The organism is Microcoleus sp. S28C3, assembly GCF_036700785.1.
In the GTDB taxonomy this organism is placed as follows: Bacteria; Cyanobacteriota; Cyanobacteriia; order Cyanobacteriales; family Microcoleaceae; genus Microcoleus; species Microcoleus asticus.
This window is the reverse complement of sequence record NZ_JAUBPO010000265.1, coordinates 1-1792: the sequence shown is the minus strand read 5'-3', so window position 1 is coordinate 1792 and position 1792 is coordinate 1. Positions and strand designations below refer to the sequence as shown.

1 protein-coding gene is annotated in these 1792 nt (G+C 40.9%); it reads right to left on the bottom strand.

The window, feature by feature from the left end:
• Positions 1–28: 28 nt before the first annotated feature.
• On the bottom strand, positions 29–1717 hold the full coding sequence (locus tag QUA13_RS32315) for a transposase (RefSeq protein ID WP_333205157.1): 1689 nt from the start codon (positions 1715–1717) through the stop codon (positions 29–31).
• Positions 1718–1792 lie beyond the last annotated feature (75 nt).

The following is a 1792-nucleotide window of genomic DNA, read 5'->3' as shown; positions in this document are numbered from 1 at the left end:
GTATCGGCTCAATAAGTAGGGGTAGCAGTTATTCTAGTTGCCAAGACAAGCCCAAGGGATGAAGAGAAGATTTTTCGCGAATAATCGTGGACAGAGAGGGAATAATTCCCAGGTGAGAAATTCGGTCTCGGACATAATCAAAAAAACTGATTCTCAACTGACGAGTAGTAGCAACAAGAGACATAAAAGTATCCCATGCTTGAGTACCCTCAATCGTTTGAGTTGCATAACTAATATTACGTCGCTGCACCATAGTTCTGGCAGCTAACTCAGCCGGATTATTGTGTAAAGGTAATTCAGGATGCTCTAAAACCCTGAGCAACTCCGATACTTTTGTCGCAGTTAATTGTTTGCGTTCATCCAACAATTCATAACCGCTTGGAGTTTCAAAAAGCAGCCGAAATTTCGACCTTAAAAGCAGTGCAGCTTCGGGACTGGGAGCGTATGAGTAAGCTAATAATTCCCGATAATAATCCCAGAAATCTTCGATAAATTTCCCTAAAATTACTTGATGGCAATGGAATACTGGGCTTAACTTCTTGTAATGCCTTCCCTCGTGTACCCAACATAACGCTCTATCAGCAGTGATTAACTTGAATTGGGGGGCATCATCACAACAGAGGGTTTGTACGACTGGGCAATCTGTTTGCTGGTGATAGAAAGCAATAGCTGCTGCTTCCTTAATCCGGGTAACTTGTTGAGCACCCAGTTTGGGTAGATAATTATTGAGTAGGTGATTAAACTGTGACTCACCCAACACCGTTTCTTGAGGTAATAGCTTGAGAGAGTTTTGCCATTTTATCGGGATTTTGAAGTCCTCAATTAGTGAGAATGTCAGTGGATTTAGAATAAATTTCAGTTCTCGTCCCGGCTGTAATCCTTTCAGTACCGTCAGTCTGTCTTTATTCGCTGTTGTAAAGTAGACTGTATATAAAGGGTTGCAGATGATATTGGTGGTATGGTTGACTCCACCTACACGCGCGCCAGTTTGGTCGAAGTGTTGCCAAGGGCTACTTGCTAGTCCTGAATCATAAACTTCTTTTTTTTCGGTTTCAAAACCCGAGTGGTTTTTGATTAACAGGTTGGATAAATAACCCGCTGATATAGAAATACCTAGATCTGCTAAAAACTCCAGTAGTTTGCCTTGCGTCATATTGCCCCCATAGTACAAACTGATGATTAAGGCTTTGATTCCTGGTCCAAATTCTCCTTCGTAGCCTAATGGTAATTCTGCTACATAAGTTTTTCGGAGTGAGGGTGAGTAATATTTCTGTTTACGGAATAATATGTTGTCGGTTGCCAAGCTGATATCTTGGATGATTACTTGCTCGTATCCTTTAAATTCTGCATCTGCTGGCAGTTGATCTTTAGGATATTCTAGTATTTCTTCTCGATCTATTTTAATCGTGGCGTTCTTACTGCCTTTGCTATGCTTTTTTGGCGTTTTTCGCTCTTTCTCTGACGAGTGCTGACTTTTGAATCCTTTGGACTTGGCTTTGATGTCTGGTTTTCCTTGTTCTCCCTTCAATCGGTTGTTTTCATCTTTCAACCGTTGATTCTCTGACTCTAAGTCTTTGACTTTTAATTCTAATTGCTCTATTAGGTTCAGTAATATCTCTACTGTGTGACGCATGGATTCGTCTGCAATACCTGGGGGGTCGATGGTTTGCAGTATCTTGAAGGATGACTTGTCTTGTGAAATAATCTTTTGCGTCATGTGTCCTATTTTATGACACTTTGTGTACTCTGCTTATTTTTTTTTCTGTGCTACCGCTACTTATTGAGCGGATAC